General features: G+C 63.5%; 21 protein-coding genes. 16 read left to right on the top strand and 5 right to left on the bottom strand.

Features of this window, described 5'->3' with window-relative positions:
- Positions 1–38: 38 nt before the first annotated feature.
- Genes C3Y91_RS30600 through dhaK form a run of 12 tightly spaced genes read left to right on the top strand, consistent with a single transcriptional unit; the run spans position 39 to position 10385 of the window.
- Complete coding sequence (locus tag C3Y91_RS30600) at positions 39–1007, top strand: carbohydrate ABC transporter permease (RefSeq protein ID WP_024322135.1); 969 nt, start codon at positions 39–41, stop codon at positions 1005–1007.
- Positions 1004–1957, top strand: coding sequence for a carbohydrate ABC transporter permease (locus C3Y91_RS30595; protein ID WP_024322136.1), 954 nt, complete (start codon positions 1004–1006; stop codon positions 1955–1957). The genes C3Y91_RS30600 and C3Y91_RS30595 overlap by 4 nt, the downstream gene beginning before the upstream one ends.
- Positions 1954–2166, top strand: coding sequence for a hypothetical protein (locus C3Y91_RS30590; RefSeq protein WP_024322137.1), 213 nt, complete (start codon positions 1954–1956; stop codon positions 2164–2166). Before C3Y91_RS30595 ends, C3Y91_RS30590 begins: the two co-directional genes overlap by 4 nt.
- Before the next feature lie 3 nt (positions 2167–2169).
- Complete coding sequence (locus tag C3Y91_RS30585; protein ID WP_024322138.1) at positions 2170–3267, top strand: ABC transporter ATP-binding protein; 1098 nt, start codon at positions 2170–2172, stop codon at positions 3265–3267.
- Positions 3260–4267 (top strand): ABC transporter ATP-binding protein, encoded by a 1008-nt coding sequence (locus tag C3Y91_RS30580; protein ID WP_024322139.1) that lies wholly within the window; start codon positions 3260–3262, stop codon positions 4265–4267. Before C3Y91_RS30585 ends, C3Y91_RS30580 begins: the two co-directional genes overlap by 8 nt.
- A 53-nt stretch (positions 4268–4320) precedes the next feature.
- Positions 4321–5964, top strand: coding sequence for a dihydroxyacetone kinase subunit DhaK (locus tag C3Y91_RS30575; RefSeq protein ID WP_024322140.1), 1644 nt, complete (start codon positions 4321–4323; stop codon positions 5962–5964).
- Positions 5965–6011: 47 nt separating this feature from the next.
- Positions 6012–6632, top strand: a complete 621-nt coding sequence (dhaL, locus tag C3Y91_RS30570; protein WP_024322141.1) for a dihydroxyacetone kinase subunit DhaL — start codon at positions 6012–6014, stop codon at positions 6630–6632.
- Positions 6629–7027 carry a dihydroxyacetone kinase phosphoryl donor subunit DhaM gene (dhaM, locus tag C3Y91_RS30565; RefSeq protein ID WP_018480881.1) on the top strand — a complete coding sequence of 133 codons (399 nt, stop codon included), beginning with the start codon at positions 6629–6631 and terminating at the stop codon, positions 7025–7027. The genes dhaL and dhaM overlap by 4 nt, the downstream gene beginning before the upstream one ends.
- Positions 7027–7371: an HPr family phosphocarrier protein gene (locus C3Y91_RS30560; RefSeq protein WP_018074530.1), complete on the top strand. Its 345-nt coding sequence runs from the start codon at positions 7027–7029 to the stop codon at positions 7369–7371. The genes dhaM and C3Y91_RS30560 overlap by 1 nt, the downstream gene beginning before the upstream one ends.
- On the top strand, positions 7355–8932 hold the full coding sequence (locus C3Y91_RS30555) for a putative PEP-binding protein (RefSeq protein ID WP_024322142.1): 1578 nt from the start codon (positions 7355–7357) through the stop codon (positions 8930–8932). The genes C3Y91_RS30560 and C3Y91_RS30555 overlap by 17 nt, the downstream gene beginning before the upstream one ends.
- 1 nt (position 8933) lies before the next feature.
- Positions 8934–9341 (top strand): hypothetical protein, encoded by a 408-nt coding sequence (locus tag C3Y91_RS30550; RefSeq protein WP_003540656.1) that lies wholly within the window; start codon positions 8934–8936, stop codon positions 9339–9341.
- A 51-nt stretch (positions 9342–9392) separates the two neighbouring features.
- Positions 9393–10385 (top strand): dihydroxyacetone kinase subunit DhaK, encoded by a 993-nt coding sequence (dhaK, locus tag C3Y91_RS30545; protein WP_024322143.1) that lies wholly within the window; start codon positions 9393–9395, stop codon positions 10383–10385.
- 10 nt (positions 10386–10395) lie between these two features.
- Here the strand turns inward: dhaK and C3Y91_RS30540 are convergent, their stop codons facing one another.
- From C3Y91_RS30540 to C3Y91_RS30530, 3 genes are all read right to left on the bottom strand, one after another.
- A complete protein-coding gene (locus C3Y91_RS30540; RefSeq protein WP_024322144.1) occupies positions 10396–11124 on the bottom strand; it encodes an esterase family protein in 729 nt (242 codons plus the stop codon).
- Positions 11121–12080: an acetylxylan esterase gene (locus C3Y91_RS30535; RefSeq protein ID WP_024322145.1), complete on the bottom strand. Its 960-nt coding sequence runs from the start codon at positions 12078–12080 to the stop codon at positions 11121–11123. The genes C3Y91_RS30540 and C3Y91_RS30535 overlap by 4 nt, the downstream gene beginning before the upstream one ends.
- Before the next feature lie 82 nt (positions 12081–12162).
- Positions 12163–12783 carry an NAD(P)H-dependent oxidoreductase gene (locus tag C3Y91_RS30530; protein WP_024322146.1) on the bottom strand — a complete coding sequence of 207 codons (621 nt, stop codon included), beginning with the start codon at positions 12781–12783 and terminating at the stop codon, positions 12163–12165.
- A gap of 93 nt (positions 12784–12876) precedes the next feature.
- Here C3Y91_RS30530 and C3Y91_RS30525 point away from each other — a divergent pair, with 93 nt between their 5' ends.
- The 3 genes from C3Y91_RS30525 (at position 12877) to C3Y91_RS30515 (ending at position 15095) form a co-directional block, all read left to right on the top strand.
- Complete coding sequence (locus tag C3Y91_RS30525; RefSeq protein ID WP_024322147.1) at positions 12877–13548, top strand: TetR/AcrR family transcriptional regulator; 672 nt, start codon at positions 12877–12879, stop codon at positions 13546–13548.
- Positions 13549–13590: 42 nt separating this feature from the next.
- On the top strand, positions 13591–13659 hold the full coding sequence (locus tag C3Y91_RS38790; protein ID WP_075224926.1) for a hypothetical protein: 69 nt from the start codon (positions 13591–13593) through the stop codon (positions 13657–13659).
- Between the two features lie 89 nt (positions 13660–13748).
- Positions 13749–15095: an epoxide hydrolase family protein gene (locus C3Y91_RS30515; protein WP_024322148.1), complete on the top strand. Its 1347-nt coding sequence runs from the start codon at positions 13749–13751 to the stop codon at positions 15093–15095.
- A gap of 86 nt (positions 15096–15181) precedes the next feature.
- Here C3Y91_RS30515 and C3Y91_RS30510 read toward each other — a convergent pair whose 3' ends face one another.
- Together C3Y91_RS30510 and C3Y91_RS30505 are read right to left on the bottom strand one after the other, a co-directional pair.
- The gene (locus C3Y91_RS30510) at positions 15182–15574 is read right to left on the bottom strand and encodes a VOC family protein (protein WP_024322149.1); all 393 of its coding nucleotides are present in this window, start codon (positions 15572–15574) and stop codon (positions 15182–15184) included.
- Between the two features lie 185 nt (positions 15575–15759).
- Positions 15760–16542, bottom strand: a complete 783-nt coding sequence (locus C3Y91_RS30505) for an alpha/beta fold hydrolase (RefSeq protein ID WP_168576154.1) — start codon at positions 16540–16542, stop codon at positions 15760–15762.
- A 370-nt stretch (positions 16543–16912) separates the two neighbouring features.
- Between C3Y91_RS30505 and C3Y91_RS30500 the strand changes: the two genes are divergently transcribed.
- Positions 16913–17605: a GntR family transcriptional regulator gene (locus C3Y91_RS30500; RefSeq protein WP_075224887.1), complete on the top strand. Its 693-nt coding sequence runs from the start codon at positions 16913–16915 to the stop codon at positions 17603–17605.
- Positions 17606–17610 lie beyond the last annotated feature (5 nt).

The following is a 17610-nucleotide window of genomic DNA, read 5'->3' as shown; positions in this document are numbered from 1 at the left end:
TCCCAAAAGCCCCGTACCCAAAAAGACCAGGTGAAAACTTGACTATTTCCCAATCCTCCATCGTCGAGAAGGCAGCCGACGCGACAGCCAGGGCAACGCCGGTCTCGGTCGCCCGGCGCGTCCGTGGCCTCTCCGACAGGGCGATCGCCTGGCTATTCATTGCGCCTGCCATCACCTTGCTGCTGGCGATCAACATCTTCCCGCTGCTTTGGGCAGTCTATCTCTCCTTCACCAATTACCGCGCCAATCGGCCGAATGCGCCGGTCCTGGGCGTCGGCTTCGGAAATTACCAGCGCGTCCTCAACGATCCCGATATCTGGCAGGCGATGCAGACCACCGCGCATTTCGTCTTCTGGACGATCGTATTGCAGACAGTGATCGGCTTCACGCTCGCCTATCTGATCGACCGCAAGTTTCGCGGCCATGCCTTCTGGACGACGATCATCCTGATCCCGATGATGCTGTCGCCCGCCGTCGTCGGCAATTTCTGGCGCTTCCTCTACGAGCCGCAGATCGGCCTCTTCGCCTATGCCGTGTCGCTGGTGTCTGGCATTCCGACATCGGATATCCAGATGCTCGGCAATGTCTCGCTGGCGCCATGGGCGATCGTCATCGTCGATACCTGGATGTGGACGCCCTATGTGATGCTGATCTGCCTCGCCGGCCTGCGCTCCATCCCCGACTATATCTACGAGGCGGCCGAGGTCGATCGTGCCTCGCCGTGGCGCCAGTTCTGGTCGATCACCGTGCCGATGGCCCTGCCCTTCATCATGCTCGCCGTGCTCTTCCGCGGCATCGAGAATTTCAAGATGTTCGACATGGTGACGCTGCTCACCGGCGGCGGGCCGGGTTCGGTCACAGAGGTCGCCTCGATCACCCTGAAACGCGCCGCCTTCGAAAGCTGGGCGACCGGTCGGGCCTCGGCCTTCGCCATCATCCTCTTCGTCGCGGTGTTCGGCCTCGCCAACATCTACGTCAAGGCATTGAACAAGGTGAAGCAACGATGAGCGCCGCCAACTCAGCCCATTCGGTCGTCGAACCGAGCCTGTCCAGCAAGCGCATCGCCGGCACCATCGTCGTCGTCTATGCGCTGATCACCCTCATTCCGCTCGTCTGGATCTTCCTGACCAGCATCAAGTCGCCGCCGGATTCGATCAGCTATCCCCCCAAGATCGTCTTCACGCCGTCGCTCGAAGGCTATTGCAACCTGTTCACCACGCGCACGCGGCAGACGCCCGATTATATCGCCTCGCTGCCGGCGCCGGCCGGCGCCTGCGATGAGGTCACGCGCAAGCGCAACATGGTGATTGCCGGCCCGTCGAACTTCGTGCCGCGCTTCGTCAATTCGCTGGTGATCGCCTTCGGCTCCACCTTCCTCGCGGTCTTTCTCGGCACGCTCGCCGCCTACGGCTTCTCCCGCTTCAAGGTGCCGCTCGCCGACGACCTGCTGTTCTTCATTCTGTCGACGCGCATGATGCCGCCGATTGCCGTCGCCATCCCGATCTACCTGATGTATCGCGAGCTCGGCCTGTCCGACACGGCCTTGGGCATGATCCTGCTCTACACCGCCGTCAACGTCTCGCTCGCCGTGTGGCTGCTCAAGGGCTTCATCGACGAGATCCCGCGCGAATACGAGGAAGCGGCAATGATCGACGGCTATACGAGACTGCAGGCCTTCCGCAAGGTCGTGCTGCCGCAGGCAACGACGGGCATTGCCGCGACCGCGATCTTCTGCCTGATCTTCGCCTGGAACGAATATGCCTTCGCTGCTCTTCTGACCTCGGGCGAGGCCCAGACCGCGCCGCCCTTCATCCCGACGATCATCGGCGAAGGCGGACAGGACTGGCCGGCGGTCGCGGCCGGTACGACGATCTTCCTGATCCCGATCCTCGTCTTCACCATTCTCTTGCGCAAACAACTGCTGCGCGGCATCACCTTCGGAGCCGTCCGCAAATGAGCCATCTGATCGAAACACCCACCCCTGCCCGTCCGAAACGGCCGTTCTTCCTGCGCCGCGGCCCGATGGAAACCATCGCGACCGTGCTGATCGGGTTGGGCTTCCTGATGCTGTTCCAGCCCTTCCTGCTGGTACTCTACACCTATTCGCTGGTGACCCTGCTTGCAGGCACCGTCATGTTCATCATCGTTTCGAAATTCCCGGAGTAAACCATGGCGGACATCCGGATCGAAAATCTTCGCAAGGAATTCGGCAGCTTCGTCGCAGTTCAGGATTCCAGCTTCACCGTCCATGACGGCGAGTTCCTGGCGCTGCTCGGGCCTTCCGGCTGCGGCAAGACCACCACGCTGCGCATGATCGCCGGCCTCGAGCTGCCAAGCAGCGGCAAGATCTATCTCGACGGCGAGGACGTCACCTTCAACCGCGCCAGCGCCCGCGACATCGCCTTCGTCTTCCAGCTCTTCGCGCTCTACCCGCATATGAACGTGCGTAGGAATATCGGCTTCCCGCTGCTGTCGCAGGGCATGGCCAAGGCTGAAATCCGTCAACGCGTGGAAGAGACCGCGCGCCTGCTGCAGATCGACCATATTCTCAACCGCTCGGTATCGGGCCTTGCCGGCGGCGACCGGCAGCGCGTGGCGCTCGGCCGCGCCATCGTCCGGCGTCCGAAATGCTTCCTGATGGACGAGCCGCTTGGCACGCTCGATGCCGAGTTCCGCGAGATCATGGTCCACGAATTGCGCGAACTGCACAACCGCATCCACGCAACCACCGTCTACGTCACCCATGACCAGCACGAGGCAATGGCGATGGCCGACAAGATCGCCGTGATGAACCATGGCGTCATCGAGCAGTTCGGCACGCCGCAGGAGATCTATGCCAAGCCGGCGACCATGTATGTCGCCGATTTCATCGGCTCGCCGCCGATGAACTTCATGCGCTTCACCTCCGGCTTGAAAAGCGGCGACAAATCCATCCTGCTCGACGGCATCGACGTCGCCGTTCCCGAGATCCACCAGGACATGGCCGAGAGCGAGCTGGCCCTCGGCGTGCGGCCGGAGCATATCCGCTTCAACGATGCCTCGGCGCTGCGTGGCGCCGTCTATGGCAGCGAATATCTCGGCACCAACCAGGTCGTGGCTGTGGAAACCCCGGGCGGCCTGATCAAGGCCCGCGTTCCCGCCCATCGCAGCTTCCAGATCGGCGAGAGGGTCGGCCTGGAATTCAATCCGGCGAAACTCGCGCTCTTCGACTGCACGTCGGGCCGTGCCGTACCGTCCTCGCTCTATCAGGAGACCCGGCATGGCTGATGTCGTTCTCAGGAACCTCGCCAAACGCTTCGGCGACACCCAGGCCTTAGTCGATCTCGATCTCTCGATCCGCGACGGAGAGTTCGTCGTGCTGCTCGGTCCCACAGGCGCCGGCAAGACGACGACGCTGCGGCTGATCGCCGGCCTCGAAAAGCCCGATAGCGGCCGCATCGAAATCGGCGGCCGCAATGTCGCCGCCGAAGCTCCGGCCGAACGCGACGTCGCCTTCGTCTTCCAGCAATATTCGCTCTATCCGCATATGACGGTCTACGAGAACCTCGCCTTCCCGCTGAAGGCGCCGGTCCGCAAACTGAGCACCGAAGAGATCGACCGTCGCGTCCGCGAGGTCGCGCGCATGGTCAGGATCGACCACAAGCTGGAGAACCGCTCGACCAGGCTTTCCGGCGGCGAGATGCAGCGTGTCGCGATCGGCCGCGCGCTGGTGCGCCGGCCGGCGATCTATCTGATGGATGAACCGCTGTCCTCGCTCGACGCCAAGCTGCGCGCCGAACTGCGCCTGGAGCTGAAGCGTATCCAGAAGGAGCTTGGCTCGACGCTGCTCTATGTCACCCACGACCAGGTGGAAGCCATGACCATGGCCGACCGTATCGGCATCGTCGCCGAGGGACGGCTGATGCAAGTGGGAACACCGCGCGAAATCTACGGCAATCCCGCCAACCTGCATGTCGCCGCCCGCCTCGGCCAGCCGCATATCAACCTGTTGCCGGCGGACCTGCTCCCCGGCGGCCAGCCGCCGGCCGGCACGAAAACCGTCGGCGCGCGCACCGAACATCTCGACATCATTGTCGGCAAGGATGCCAATGCCGAGATCGACTGGATCGAGCATCTCGGCGACCAGAACCATCTGCACATCAGGGCTGGCAATCACAAGCTCGTCACACTTGCAGATCCATATCTGGCGATCGCCCCGGGCGACCGGATCAGTCTAACGCTGCGCGATCCACTGTATTTCGACGCCGGTGGACAGCGTCTTTCCTGACCGGCAGACAGACATGATGATGGCATGAAAAACAAACAGACGGGTCTCAATCGATGAAACACTTCTTCAACCGCAGGGAAAACATCGTCACCGAAGCCTTGGATGGTCTGCTTCTGACCAGCAGTGCCGGTCGTCTGGCCCGCCTCGACAGCTTTCCCGACATCAAGGTGATCCTGCGCGCGGACTGGGACAAGTCGAAAGTGGCGATCATCTCCGGCGGCGGCGCCGGCCATGAGCCCTCCCATGCCGGCTTTGTCGGCAAGGGCATGCTGACGGCGGCCGTATCCGGCGAAATCTTCGCCTCGCCGAGCGTCGATGCCGCGCTGACGGCGATCCGCGCCGTTGCCGGCCCGAAGGGCGCCCTGCTGATCGTCAAGAACTACACCGGCGACCGGCTGAATTTCGGCCTTGCCGCCGAAAAGGCGCGCGCCGAGGGCTTCGACGTCGAGATGGTCATCGTCGCCGACGATATCGCCATCCCCGGCATCAACCAGCCGCGCGGCGTCGCCGGCACGCTGTTCGTTCACAAGATCGCTGGTTATCACGCCGAGAGGGGCGAGGATCTGAAGACGGTCGCAGCCCATGCCGCGGCAGCAGCCGGCGATATCGTCTCGCTCGGCATGTCGCTGTCCACCTGCAGCGTGCCCGGCCAGGCGCATGAGAGCCGCCTCGGCGAGAACGAAGGCGAGCTCGGACTCGGCATCCATGGCGAGCCCGGCGTCGAACGTATCACGCTGCAGCCGGTCGCCGATATCGTCGCCACCATGGTGGCACGCCTGTTGCCGACGTTGCGCGAAGGGGGAAGCCATGCCCTTCTGATCAACAATCTCGGCGCCGTGCCGCCGCTCGAAATGACCGTCATCGCCAATGCCGTGCTGTCCTCGCCGCTTGGCCGCCGCGTCCAGCTGATCATCGGCCCGGCGCCGATGATGACCGCGCTCAACATGAACGGCTTCTCGCTGTCGCTGGTCCGGCTGGATGCCGAGCGCGAGGCGGCGCTGGCGGCGGCGGTCGAGCCGCATGCCTGGATGCCGGCCGTCGAACGCCACGAGATTAGGATCATCGCCGCACCGAGAACATCAGCCGGACTGAACGGCGCCAACGGCAAGGCCGGAGAAAATGATCGCAACCGCCGCCTGATCACGGCGCTCTGCGAGCATCTGATCTCACAGGAAAGCGAGCTCAACCGGCTGGATGGCCGCGTCGGCGACGGCGATACCGGCTCGACGGTGGCGACGGGCGCCCGCAGCGTGCTGGCCCGCCTCGACACGCTGCCGCTCGACCGGCCGGCCGCAACGCTTGCCTCGCTCGGCGATATCCTCGGCACCAGCATGGGCGGATCGAGCGGCGTGCTGCTGTCGATCTTCTTCACCGCCGCAGCAAAGGCGATGACTGGCAAGGCCGATATATCAGCCGCCCTTCTTGCCGGGCTCGACAGGATGACGTTCTATGGCGGAGCCGCAGTCGGCGACCGGACGATGGTCGATGCACTGTCGCCTGCCCTGCAGGCGCTTGCATCCGGCGATGTCGTCGCAGCGGCAAAGGCAGCGGCAGCCGGTGCCGAGTCGACGAAGACGATGATGAAGGCGCGCGCCGGACGCGCCTCCTATGTCGGCGAAAGGGATCTGGCGGGCGTTGCCGATCCCGGCGCCGTGGCGGTTGCCGGCGCGTTTGGCGTGGCGGCAAGCCTCGCCTGACCGGGGTGAAATTCAAAAGCCCGCGGGCGGCGCGGCGACAGGGAGGGATGGCAGTGCAGGCGGAACCGGTGCTTGTGGCAGGATTGATCGAGGTGTGCCGCGCGACGATCGCGGAAAACACCGATCACCTCTGTGCGCTCGATCGCGCCATCGGCGATGGCGATCACGGAACCAATATGCGGCGCGGCTGCGAGGCGGTGAGCGCCGAAGGCGAAAGCCTGTCCAGCCTGCCCTTCCCCGACGCCATGGAAAAGATCGGCCTGACCCTGGTGATGAATGTCGGCGGTGCGGCCGGGCCGCTCTACGGCACGCTGCTGATGGAGATCGGTCGCGAGCTTCGCAAAAACGACGAGAAGGCCGATTTTTCGCAGGTGCTGAAACAGGCGATCGACGCCGTCGCAAGACGCGGTCGGGCGCATGCCGGCGACAAAACCCTGCTCGACGTGCTCTATCCCGTGCATGCGGCACTCGCCAGCCGCTCGCCGCTCGGCGCAATCGCCCGCAGGGCCGAGCGTTCCGCCAACCGCACCGCTGACATGAAGGCGATGCGCGGGCGCGCCGCCTATCTCGGCGACCGCTCGATCGGTCATGTCGATCCCGGCGCGTCGAGCTGTGCGCTGCTGACCACGGCGATCTGTCGCTATCTCGGGGAGCATCGTCCGCAATGAATGGAAAGACCGCAAATGTGGGTATCGTGATCGTCTCCCACTCGCCGCTGGTGGCACGGGGGATCGCCGATATGGTGCGGCAAATGGTGGGCGACAGCGTACCGCTCGCCTGGTCGGGCGGCAATGTCCATGGTGAACTCGGCACCGATGCCGGCGGCATCCTGAGGGCAATCGAGGCCGCTTGGTCCGATGCCGGCGTCGCCGTCTTCGTCGATCTCGGCGGCGCCGAAACCAACAGCGAAATGGCGATCGAAATGCTGGGGCTTCCCCGCTCGGCCCTCGTCTCCATCTGCAACGCGCCGCTGGTCGAAGGCGCCGTCATCGCCGCCGCCGAGGCGTCGGGGGGCGCGTCGCTGGCCAAGGTCGTCGCCACAGCCGAGGAACTGTCCCCCTGATGACAACAGGATTGCGTAGTGAAAAACAGGAGCCCCATCCATTGCACGTGAATTGCCAGACGGAGGTAGAAGTCAAGCACGGCGTCGGGCTGCATGCCCGCCCCTCCGTTACCTTCACGCGGCTTGCCAAGTCCTTCCCCTGTTCGATCGAGATCGCCGTCAACGGCAGCGACGTCTGGCTGAACGGCAAGAGCATCATCAAGATCATGGGTGCGAAAATCCGAAAAGGATCGATCCTCAGGATTCGCGCCGACGGCATTCTCGCCGAGGAGGCGATCCGCGCCCTGAAGGAACTCATCGAGCGCAACTTCGATGAGGAAAAGAAACATGGCCGCACCGCTTAGGCTGACAGCAAAGAGCGCATCCCCGGGCATCGCATCCGGCCCGGCATTTCTGGCCGAGCGGCCGGACGCTCCCGCGCCCAGCACGGCCGGCGGATACGGCGCGCTCGAGAAGGCGATCGACATCTCGATAGGCGAGCTGGAGCGCCTTGCCGATGGAGCCGATGCCGAAAGCCGGGATATCATCGATTTCCAGATCGAGGTGCTGCGCGATCCGACCATCGCGGAAGCGACCGGCGCGCGCATGGAAGCCGACGAGAACGTCGTCTTTGCCTGGGTCGCCACCCTCGACGCCTATATCGGCGAACTCGAAGCGGCCGACGAGGAGCAGATGCGGGCACGCGCCGTCGATATTCTCGACATCAAGAACCGTGTGCTTGGGGCGCTCGCCGGCACCCCGATCGCCGATTTTCCGCCCGGTTCGATCTTCGTCGGCAAGGATATGGAGCCGAGCCGCTTTCTCGCCCATGACTGGTCGAAAGGCGGCGGCATCGCGCTGTTCGCAGGCAGCACCGCCGGCCATGTCGCCCTGCTCGCCCGGGCCAAATCGGTACCGATGGTGATCGGCACCGGTCGCTTTTCGGCCGCAGACGGAGATCCTGTCGGCGTGGATGGCGACGCCGGTGCGGTCGTACTCAAGGCAGGCGGCATGCTGATCCCGCCGCTCGCGCCTGCACAGGCGCCTACCGCCGACACGCAGAACGAAAGCAGCGAACTGCGCACGGCGGACGGCGTGCCGATCCTGCTCTCCATCAACATCAACGACCCCGCCGAGATCGACGCGCTCGATCCGGCAACGGCTGGCGTCGGCCTGATGCGCTCGGAATTTTCAATCACCTCGGTCGCCGATGCCGCCAATGAGGAACGGCAGCTGGCGATCTATCGCCGCGTGCTGGAGCAGGCGGGTGACAGGCCAGTGACGATCCGCATGCTCGATATCGGGGGCGACAAGCCGCTTGCCGGCCCCGAAGACCTGCCGGGTCTCTCGGCCTCTGGCCTGCGCGGCATCCGACTGCTGCTTGCCCGGCCGGAAATCGCCCGCGTCCAGGCCCGCGCCCTGCTGCGCGCCGCCGTCTTTGGCAGGCTTTCGGTGATGCTGCCGATGGTGACCTTTCCCGACGAGATCGACAGGATGCGCGAATTGTTCCGCGAGGAAGCCGAAAAGCTCGGCCGCCGATCCCTGCTCCACCGGATGCCGCCGATCGGCATGATGGTGGAGGTGCCGGCCGCAGCGTTGATGCTCGATACTTTCGGGTCAGCAGCATTCTTTTCGTTCGGCACCAATGATCTTACCCAGTATCTCGCCGCCTCCTCTCGCGACGATATCGACGCAGATGCCGGCAATGCGGCGCCTGCGGTGCTCCGGCTGCTTGCCCAGGCGGTGAAGCTGACCGCCGGCAAGCCAGTCAGCATCTGCGGCGACATGGCCGGCAATCCGCACTATCTGCCCGGGCTGCTCGCCGCCGGCCTCCGGCATTTTTCCGTGGCGCCGGCCCGGCGTCCCGCGATAAGATCGGCGATCATCGGCCTCAACGCCGATGGCACAAAGGCAGCCGGAGAGTAGAATGGCGCGCGAAGACACCGAAGACGCCATTATCGCCTACAAGTCCATTCTGGCGCAGATCATCGACAACAGGCCATCCGGCACGCGCCAGCGCCTGGCGACGGCGCTTGGAAAACATCGCAGCTTCGTCACCCAGATCACCAGCCCGACCTATGCAACGCCGCTGCCGGCGCGCCATCTCGCCACAATTGTCCGCGTCTGCCATTTTAGCGCCGCCGAACAGGAGCGCTTTCTCGAAGCCTATCAGGCCGCCCATCCCGGCAAGCTGCCGGACCTCGGCCATTCCGAGAAATTGCGGCACCTTTCACTGATGGTGCCCGACTTCGGCGACGACAGGAAAAACCGCCTGTTGGAAGAGGCGATCTCCGATCTGGTGCAGAAGATCGTCGCGATATCGGGTGCGGAATGACGAGTGCGCTGGTTGACGTAGCGTAATACTTTTGGCCTTGGGAGGGGCTTGATGAAGAAGTTCATGAACACTGCGGAAACCATGGTCGCCGAAAGCGTCGAAGGCTTCGTGCGCGCCCATGAGGCCTTGGTGGTGTTCGGGCCTGAGCGCAGATGCATCCACCGCCGCCATCTCACTGCTGGCAAGGTGGCGCTTATATCAGGCGGCGGCGCCGGCCATGAGCCGATGCATATCGGCTTCGTCGGCCACGGCATGCTGGATGCCGCCTGCGTCGGCCATATCTTCACCTCTCCGACACCGAGCCAGATCATCGCCGCGATCGAAGAGGCCGATACCGGCGCCGGCTGCCTGCTCGTGGTCAAGAACTATGACGGCGATCTGATGAATTTCGAAATGGCGATCGAGATGGCCGGCGACCGCCACAACCTCGACATGGTCGTCGTCAGCGACGATATCGAGACATCAAGGTCCGGCGAAGGTAATGGCCGGCGCGGTGTTGCCGGAACGCTGATCGTAGAAAAGCTCCTGGGTGCTGCGGCCGAACGCGGCATGTCGCTTGCCGAATTGAAGCAGCTTGGCGAGGGATTGAACACACGCATCCGCTCGATGGGTGTCGCGCTGAACGGCGTGACGGTGCCGCAGACCGAGCGCACCACATTTTCGCTTGGGCCCGGCGAGATGGAAATGGGCATCGGCATCCATGGAGAACCCGGCCATGCCAGGCAGCCCTTCGCCGCCTCCGACGCCATCATCGGCCATCTCTGCGAAACCATCGCCGGCGATATCGCAGTGGCGCCGGGTACCCGCGCACTGCTCTTCGTCAACGGCCTCGGCGGCACGCCGCCGGCCGAACTCTACCTCGCCTATAACGGCGCCCGCCGCTTTATCGAGGAGAGAGGTATCCCGATCGAGCGCTCGCTTGTGGGAACCTACGTCACCTCGCTCGACATGCAGGGACTGTCGGTCACCCTTGCCTTGCTGACCGACGAGGAGATCGCGCTCTGGGACGCTCCGGTTGCGACGGCGGCATTGCATTGGCCATAACGGCGCCCCGTCAAATATAAAGCGCTGCCATCTTCCGCCAGGCGCCGGCGCGGTGGGCGCGTCCATCCCAGACATGCAGCTGATGGCCGATATTCTTTTCGCCGAGCAGGTGGCTGAGATAGCGGTTGTTGTCGAGAAAAGGGTCGGCGTCGCCAATGGTGAGAACGATGTCGCGCTCACGCAGCCTGTCGAGCCGCCAGTCGCTGCCGAGCCCTGGAAGAAAATGCGCCGGCGTGTGGAAATAGACGCTGTCATCGTAATAGCCGTCGAACAGGTCGGCGAAGGATTCCACCTTCATCGTCAGGTCGTAGCGGCCGGAAAAGGCGACGAGCTTGCGGAAGAGATGCGGATGACGAAAGAACAGGCTCGCCGCCTGGAAGGCCCCGAGGCTGCAGCCGTGCACGATGGTGCAGTCGTGCGAATTCTTCGCCGCCATCAACGGCAACACTTCGTGCAGGATATAATCCTCGAAGGCGCCATGCCGGCGGATGCGCTCGGCGGGGTGATGGTGGAAGGCATAGAAGGTCTCGGCCGCCATTCCCTCGATGCAACAGAGCTGGAGATGGCCCGCCTCGAGCTTGTCGGCAAGGCTTCCGACTAGGCCGAGCTGCTCATATTCGAAGAAGCGCCCTTCCCGCGTCGGAAAAACCAGAACCTTGGCGCCGGCATGGCCGAACACCAGCATCTCCATGTCTCGATGCAGCCGCTGACTGTACCAGCTGAGATATTCGCGGTTCATGGCACCCTGAAAAACTGACCGATCTTGTCGCGGAGAACCGCCTCTTGCTCAGCGCTGCCAGGATAGTCGAAATGCCCCGCATCCAGGATGAAGATTTCATTAAATTTTGGCAGCGCATTTGCGACAGCGAACTGGCAGGGTGGCGCGACAGAAGGATCGAAAAGGGCGACGGCAACCAGCATCGGCACCTTGATCCGCGAAGCGGCCGTTGCCGCATCGTAGAGCCGAAGCGTCTCCAGCACATCTGCGTGTTTCTTATGATAGTCCTGCACCGATTGCGCGCTGCCGACGGTCGGCAAGGTCAGCCGCAGCGGCTGATCCCCGAAACTCGGCAGCGCCAGATGGCCGCGATCGATGCGCTCGTCATAGGCGATCGCCATTGCCCCAACACCGCCGCCGAAGCTGATGCCGCTATAGCCGATATGCCCTGAAAGCCAGGGGTAGAGCACGGCAAGCGTTGAGACCGCAAGCCACAGATCTTCGACGCAGCCGCCGATGATATAGGATTTCGGCTTGTCGATATCGTGGAGCACATGCCAGGAGGGATTCTGCGAGATCGGCGGACGAGCGCTAAGCGACAGCCCGCGGCAGCAGGGAAAAAGCACTGCCGTTTCCTTGACCGGCAGATCGAATTCAGGCCGATCCCGCCCGCCATAACCATGCCCGACGACGAGGCCGCGCCGCACCTGCCCTTCACGCGGCAGAAGCAGCCAGCCGCCGATCCGAAACTCGCCGGTCGAGATATAGACGAGATCAAGCACATGCCAGTCGGGATGGGTGATCCGACTGTGGGAAAGCACCGGCTTCGGATCGACCGTCAGCGCCTCGAAATAACGCGCCTCCCAGAAATCGTCGAAACCGTCGGGCTCATCCGGCGGTTCGATTGCAAGAAGCTCGTCAAGCTTCATGCCGTAGGTTGGATCGAAGGCGAAGGGATGTGTCGTCGGAATGCTCATCCAAGGCTTGTCTCGTGAAAAGGCCGGCGGCGCAAGACTCTGCCTTAACCAGCCGATAAACCTTACCAGCACTCGGACATCTTTACGCCGCGTCAGTCGCCTCGTATCGCCCGGATGTGACGAAGAGCCTGCGGCCAACGGCGCGCGCAGTCTCCAGATGGGCGGCCGCATGGTCCGGTCCGGCTTCGAGCAACAGCTCCGATGTCACGACGCGGGCGCCGCAATAGTCGAAGATCCCGTGATCGATCTGCGTCTTCATGGCGCCGAAATAGCCGTGCCGCATATAGGTCCCGGCATCGGCGCCGCCGAGGCCGACCAGATGCACCGGCAGGCGGCCAAGCAGCTTCACCAGCCCGGTATCCGGGCGATCGTCGTAAGCCCAGCCATTGCTGAACACCCGGTCGATCCATCCCTTGATAAGCCCCGGCATCGACCACCAGTAGACGGGATAGACGAGCACCAGCGCATCGGCGCGGTCGATCCTTGCCTGCTCGGCGGCAACGTCGGCGGGCAGCACCCCTTTCCGCAGATGCACAGCGATATCGGCCGCGGTGAACCGGGGATCGAAGCCCTCGGCCGCGAGATCGGCAAACTCGACGGAATGGCCGGCATCGGAAAGTGTGACACCTTCGGCAAGATGGGCGGCGACGCCGTGGGTGAGCGATTGGGGATCGGGATGCGCGACGACGATGAGCGCGTGCATACAGAAAACTCCTGTTGAATGATTGCGGACGGAAGTCGCGGGCTGTATACCTTTGGTAAGCTACTTTCAGTAAGTTACTTTTGGTATATAGTGATGTCAAGCGCCGAAACAACAGGTCAGCCGACCGATCCGCAACCGCGCCGCCGCCTATCGCGGCAGGATCGGCATCGCCAGTTGCTCGACGTCGCTTGGCAGATCGCCCGTGATGAGGGAACGGAAGCGCTGACCCTCGGCCGGCTTTCCGAGCTGGCGGGCGTAACGAAACCCGTAGTCTATGATCATTTCGAAACCCGCCCCGGCCTGCTCGCAGCGCTCTACCGCGAATTCGACGCCCGCCAGACGGTTGTGATGGACGCAGCCCTTGCGGCAAGCCAGCCGTCGCTCGCCGACCGGGCCACAGTCATCGCCACCTCCTATGTCGACTGCGTGCTTCTTCAGGGCCGCGAAATCGCCGGTGTGATCGCAGCACTTGCCGGTTCGCCGGAACTCGAAAGGATCAAGCGCGAATACGAAGCGGCCTTCATCGAGAAATGCCGCATCGCGCTTTCGCCCTTTACCGATGCCGGCACGATCGCCGGAGCCGGCCTCTGGGCCATGCTCGGCGCCGCCGAAGCCCTCTCCTATGCCGCCGCGTCAGGCGACATCACCGCCGTCGAGGCAAAGAACGAACTCTTCGAAACCATCGTCGCGATGGTGGCGAGAAGTATGGGCGGCGGCACGCATCCCGATCACCTGCGCAATACGGCCAGCCTCGCATCGAGATGATCCGGCGGGAATACCTGTATCGAATCCGCCGCCCGCTTCGCCATGGAACTCGGTTATTTCACGACCCTGGTGAGCGACGCGACGGCCGCCTTCTCGCACCTAATGAGTTGAACGGCCCGACCTAGGCCCCATGCTATTCTGACGACGGCCGAACTCATCGAAGTCTTGCCCAAGGCGTCTGCTTCAAAGGAAACAATGCCATGACCATGCTCTTCAAAATGCCCACAAGTGCCGGCCCGGAATCCCCGAACCGCGACCGGCGCAGGTTCCTGACCACCGCGGCGATCGGGATCGCCGCCGCGGGCGCGACCAGCCTGTTTCCGTCCTATCTGGCATCGGCTGCCACGGGAGATGCGATCCGCCCGTTTCGCGTCGACACTCCCGAGGCGGACCTCCTCGATCTTCGCCGACGCGTGCTGGCAACACGCTGGCCCGAACGCGAGACGGTCGACGACCAGTCGCAAGGCATACAGCTCGAAAAGATCAAGCCGCTCGTCGATTATTGGGGCACCGGCTACGACTGGCGAAAGGCGGAAGCGAAGCTGAACGCGCTGCCGCAATTCATCACCGAGATCGACGGCCTAGACATCCACTTCATTCACGTGCACTCGAAACATCCGAATGCCCTGCCCGTCATCATCACCCATGGCTGGCCGGGATCGGTATTCGAGAACCTCAAGATCATCGGCCCGCTCACCGATCCGACCGCTCATGGCGGAGGCGCCGAAGATGCGTTCGACGTGGTCATTCCGTCGATGCCGGGCTACGGCTTCTCCGGCAAGCCGACCGGCACCGGCTGGGGGCCGGACCGCATCGCGCGGGCCTGGGCGGAACTGATGAAGCGCCTCGCTTACAGCAGCTACGTCGCCCAGGGCGGCGACTGGGGCTCGCCGGTCTCCGGCGCGATGGCACGGCTCGCGCCACAAGGTCTGCTCGGCATCCACATCAACCTGCCGGCTGTCGTGCCGCCCGAAGTTGCCGCGGTGCTCGCCGCGGGCGGGCCGGCGCCGCAGCGACTCTCCACCGAGGAACGCGCGGCGTTCGATGCCCTCAGCGCCGCAGCCAAGATGGGGAACAGGTCCTATGCCACGATGATGGGCACGAGGCCGCAGACGATCGGCTACGCCATATCGGATTCCCCGGCCGGCCTTGCGGCATGGACGCTCGGTCATCCAGGCTTTACGCACTGGACCTACGACAGCAGCGATCCCGAAAAGTCTCCCGACGAGGTGCTCGACGACATCACGCTTTACTGGTTGACCAACAGCGCCGCTTCCTCGGCCCGGATCTACTGGGAATATGGCGGCGGGCGCAGTCCCGTCCTTGCGGCCGGCGAGAAGACCTCCAAGATCGCGCTTCCGGTCGCCATCACCGTCTTTCCTGGGGAGAGCTATCAGGCCCCGGAGACATGGGCCCGTCGCGCCTATCGCAACCTTATCTATTTCCACAAGGTCGACAAGGGCGGCCACTTCGCCGCCTGGGAGCAGCCCGAGCTCTTCTCCGCCGAGCTTCGAGCAGCGTTCAGGCCGCTGCGCCGACCGATATGAGAGGAGCGGCGGCCCCTCGCCGCTCAGGGATGTTGCCGCCTGGTTGTCCATAATCGGCACCGGGCTCGCCTCCCTTGGCGCCAAGCTCACGGATTCCAGCCGCCGCTGCCATAGGGGCGCGTGATGATTTCAACCAGATGGCCGTTCGGATCTTCGAAATAGACCCCGCGCCCGCTGTCGTGGTCATTGGTCTCGCTCGGCTTCCGCTGGCCGGGGTCAGCCCAGTAGCGCAGGTCCCGCTCGCGAATTCGATTGAATATCGCCTCGAATTCACCGTCTCCGACCAGGAAGGCGTAGTGTTGGCGGACGATCTCGCCTTCGGTATCCATATAGTCGAGATTGGCGTCGTTGTCGGTCGTGACCATGTAGAACGGCCCCCAGCGCCGCGGCGCCGGCAGCCCCAACATGTCGGCCAGAAAATCTGCCGAGGCCTTGCTGTCGCGAGCCAAGAGGATTGTATGGTTGAAGTGGATGGCCATAGCGGTCTCTCGCAAACGAGGTGAACTGCAACCTCGATGGAGGCTTAGCTCGGTTAACACCCCTCGGCCGCCTCTTGTTCCGAACCTCGGCCAAACTTGACGCGACCGTCGCGGCATCATGGCCCATCACCAAAGTAAGCCGGTGACCAGCCGGCGAACGGCCCTGCCGCTTCCCGGCCTCGGCATCAGTCCGTATTCTGCCATGCCGCCGTGAGGATCAGCTTTGTGATCTCGTCCGGGTGGGAGATCAACGACAGATGGCTGGCCTGGATTTCAATGGTCTTTGCTCCCATGCGTTTGGCCATGAAGCGTTCGAGATCGGGATTGATCGTCCGGTCCTCGGTCGAGACGGCATACCAGCTCGGCTTCGAACGCCAGGCGGCCTGCGTGGTCTTGCCGGTCAACAGCGCCTTTTGAAACGGCTGCTGCACGGCGTAAAGAACTTTCGCCTTCGCCTCCGGCAGGTCGCCGGCGAAGTCACGCAGGAAGGCTTCCTCGCTGAGGCGTCCCTCGTCGCCGTCGAAGACGATGCCGGCAGAAGCCGGCGGCGTCGGGTAGGTCTTGGCGAGGGCGGTATAATCCTCACCCGCATCCGGCGCCCGCGCCGCGACATAGACGAGCGCCGAAACATTCGGGTGCACGCCGGCCTCGGTGACGATCATGCCGGAAAACGAATGCCCAACCAGAACCGTTGGGCCGTCCTGTCGGTCGAGCACCCGCTTCACGGCAGCGACGGCCTCCGGCAACGTCGTCAGCGGGTTCTGCACCGCCGTGGCATTGAGCCCGGCCGCCTGCAGGCGGGCGATGACCTCGGTCCAGCACGAGCCGTCGGCAAACAGCCCATGCGCCAGCACGACGTTGCGCGCCTTTACGGGAGCGGATGTCGCAGCCATGCCGCGGGTGGCAAGCAGAGAAGCGGCGGCGCCGGCAACAAGGGCAGCCGAGAAAGTCCGTCTGTTTATCATCATGATCTGGTTCCTTGTGCGTCCAGGAATTGAAGGATCGAAAGCATGTCGGCTCGGGACCGAATAACCGAAGCCAAGTCAGTATCGGTTGGTCTGTGATGCCGTGTCGGAACGGTTCGCTTTGCCCGGCGCGAGGAACTGGCCTTCGTCGCGTTGCGAGCTCCGGTCGTCATATTCGGTATTTAAAGCGGCTTCGTGTATACAGAAGCCTGCTTGCTGGAAATTTATGTATTCCCATCCGATATAAAGTCAATTATTGAATACGTAACACCTTCGTGATGCAATCAGTGTATGCGCCTAGCGGCACGCCAATCGCATTTGCATACACAATCGACCGAGCCGTCGATGTTTGAAACAGATCGGAGAAAACGGAATGGCGAGTGGTTTCGAAACCGAGGATGACGGCGATGATCGCGGATTGCTCTCCGACCGCATTCGCAACGCCCTGACGGACGAGATCGCCACCGGCACAATGGCGGCGGGCGCAGCGTTAGACGAACAGCAGCTTGCCGATCGTTTCGGCGCCTCCCGCACGCCGGTTCGCGAAGCGCTGCGTCAGCTGGCGGCGGGCGGCCTCGTCGAGCTTCGCGCCCGACGCGGCGGCGTCGTCGCCCGTATGACGCCGGAGCGCATCATGGAGATGTTCGAAACGGTGGCCGAGATCGAGGCGGTATGCGTCAGGCTCGCCACCTACCGCATGACACCGCTGGAGCGGAGCCATCTGATCGAACTGCACGATCTCTCCCAGCCGATCGTCGAAGCCGGGGACTTCGATGCCTATGACAGCTTCAACCGCCAATTCCATGAAGCCATCTATCACGCTACCCACAATGGCTTCCTTGCCGAACAGGCGATCGCCGTGCGCAACCGCCTGAACGCCTTTCGGCGCACGCAGCTGCGCCAGGGCGAACGGCTGCGCCGATCCCGGGACGAACACGAGGCAATCATGCAGGCGATCGCCGAAGGCGACGGTGAGATGGCATCCCGGCGCATGCGCGCCCACATGCTGAACGCCGCCACCTCGCTCAGCCGTTTCATCGAAACCAACAAGCCGGGAGGAGTTTGACGTTC

The organism is Rhizobium ruizarguesonis (assembly GCF_012349115.1).
Taxonomy (GTDB): Bacteria; Pseudomonadota; Alphaproteobacteria; order Rhizobiales; family Rhizobiaceae; genus Rhizobium; species Rhizobium ruizarguesonis.
The sequence above is the reverse complement of the archived record's forward strand: the minus strand, read 5'-3'. Positions and strand labels throughout refer to the sequence as shown.

Bases quoted from the DNA above. Each gene is read 5' to 3' on its own strand.
- C3Y91_RS30515 (WP_024322148.1), top strand. From the start codon at position 13,749: ATGACCATGCTCTTCAAAATGCCCACAAGTGCCGGCCCGGAATCCCCG.
- C3Y91_RS30580 (WP_024322139.1), top strand. From the start codon at position 3,260: ATGGCTGATGTCGTTCTCAGGAACCTCGCCAAACGCTTCGGCGACACC.
- dhaK (WP_024322143.1), top strand. From the start codon at position 9,393: ATGAAGAAGTTCATGAACACTGCGGAAACCATGGTCGCCGAAAGCGTC.
- C3Y91_RS30595 (WP_024322136.1), top strand. From the start codon at position 1,004: ATGAGCGCCGCCAACTCAGCCCATTCGGTCGTCGAACCGAGCCTGTCC.
- C3Y91_RS30510 (WP_024322149.1), bottom strand. From the start codon at position 15,574: ATGGCCATCCACTTCAACCATACAATCCTCTTGGCTCGCGACAGCAAG.
- C3Y91_RS30590 (WP_024322137.1), top strand. From the start codon at position 1,954: ATGAGCCATCTGATCGAAACACCCACCCCTGCCCGTCCGAAACGGCCG.
- C3Y91_RS30540 (WP_024322144.1), bottom strand. From the start codon at position 11,124: ATGAACCGCGAATATCTCAGCTGGTACAGTCAGCGGCTGCATCGAGAC.
- C3Y91_RS30555 (WP_024322142.1), top strand. From the start codon at position 7,355: ATGGCCGCACCGCTTAGGCTGACAGCAAAGAGCGCATCCCCGGGCATC.
- C3Y91_RS30505 (WP_168576154.1), bottom strand. From the start codon at position 16,542: ATGATGATAAACAGACGGACTTTCTCGGCTGCCCTTGTTGCCGGCGCC.
- dhaM (WP_018480881.1), top strand. From the start codon at position 6,629: ATGAATGGAAAGACCGCAAATGTGGGTATCGTGATCGTCTCCCACTCG.
- C3Y91_RS30500 (WP_075224887.1), top strand. From the start codon at position 16,913: ATGGCGAGTGGTTTCGAAACCGAGGATGACGGCGATGATCGCGGATTG.
- C3Y91_RS30525 (WP_024322147.1), top strand. From the start codon at position 12,877: ATGTCAAGCGCCGAAACAACAGGTCAGCCGACCGATCCGCAACCGCGC.
- C3Y91_RS30575 (WP_024322140.1), top strand. From the start codon at position 4,321: ATGAAACACTTCTTCAACCGCAGGGAAAACATCGTCACCGAAGCCTTG.
- dhaL (WP_024322141.1), top strand. From the start codon at position 6,012: ATGGCAGTGCAGGCGGAACCGGTGCTTGTGGCAGGATTGATCGAGGTG.
- C3Y91_RS30550 (WP_003540656.1), top strand. From the start codon at position 8,934: ATGGCGCGCGAAGACACCGAAGACGCCATTATCGCCTACAAGTCCATT.
- C3Y91_RS30535 (WP_024322145.1), bottom strand. From the start codon at position 12,080: ATGAGCATTCCGACGACACATCCCTTCGCCTTCGATCCAACCTACGGC.
- C3Y91_RS30560 (WP_018074530.1), top strand. From the start codon at position 7,027: ATGACAACAGGATTGCGTAGTGAAAAACAGGAGCCCCATCCATTGCAC.
- C3Y91_RS30585 (WP_024322138.1), top strand. From the start codon at position 2,170: ATGGCGGACATCCGGATCGAAAATCTTCGCAAGGAATTCGGCAGCTTC.
- C3Y91_RS30530 (WP_024322146.1), bottom strand. From the start codon at position 12,783: ATGCACGCGCTCATCGTCGTCGCGCATCCCGATCCCCAATCGCTCACC.